This window comes from Bartonella sp. AA89HNZF (assembly GCF_042196905.1).
In the GTDB taxonomy this organism is placed as follows: domain Bacteria; phylum Pseudomonadota; class Alphaproteobacteria; order Rhizobiales; family Rhizobiaceae; genus Bartonella.
Map to the genome: position 1 here is coordinate 1 of NZ_JBHIRD010000147.1, position 521 is coordinate 521.

The 521-nt window shown below is 43.6% G+C and carries 1 protein-coding gene; it reads right to left on the minus strand.

The genetic code is table 11. From position 1 onward, the window contains the following. Positions 1-521 (minus strand): hemagglutinin repeat-containing protein (locus tag ACFIN0_RS10210; protein WP_375702503.1); only part of this gene is annotated, 521 nt, incomplete at both ends.

Consider the following 521-nt stretch of genomic DNA (forward strand, 5'->3'; position numbering starts at 1 on the left):
AAGATGATATCTTTACCTGCTCCCATGGTGATATTCCCGCTCTGTTCATCATTGCTTTGCATCGGGTTTGTACCAGCGATAATATCGGCTCCAACACCATGGATGCTACCTTTGTGGGCTTGCATATTAACAGCGCGTCCTGCTTCTATTGTACCTGTTACCGCGGTAGAAGTCTGAACAGAGGCTTCTGCCTTCTCTGTCTTAAAGCCCACGGCTACGCTAGCAGAAACATCAGCAATATCACGAATAGACTGTTTAAGGTTTCCACCCTTCATCTCATTATAAAGACCTTTGCCTTTGCTATAGAGATCATAGCCTTTTAGACCAGCAATAAGACCATTGCCGATTTTGTGTTTTGTATCCCCATGACCAAAACGTTTGACTGCATCCTTTACATCTTTTACTGTACCAAGAATGCCCACATTGACAGAGCCTGTCACACCAGCAAAAGACTTTTCATGCTTTTCTTTTGCGTTAGAGGTATCATAGCTTTCTGATAGGGTGATATTATTGCCGGCATC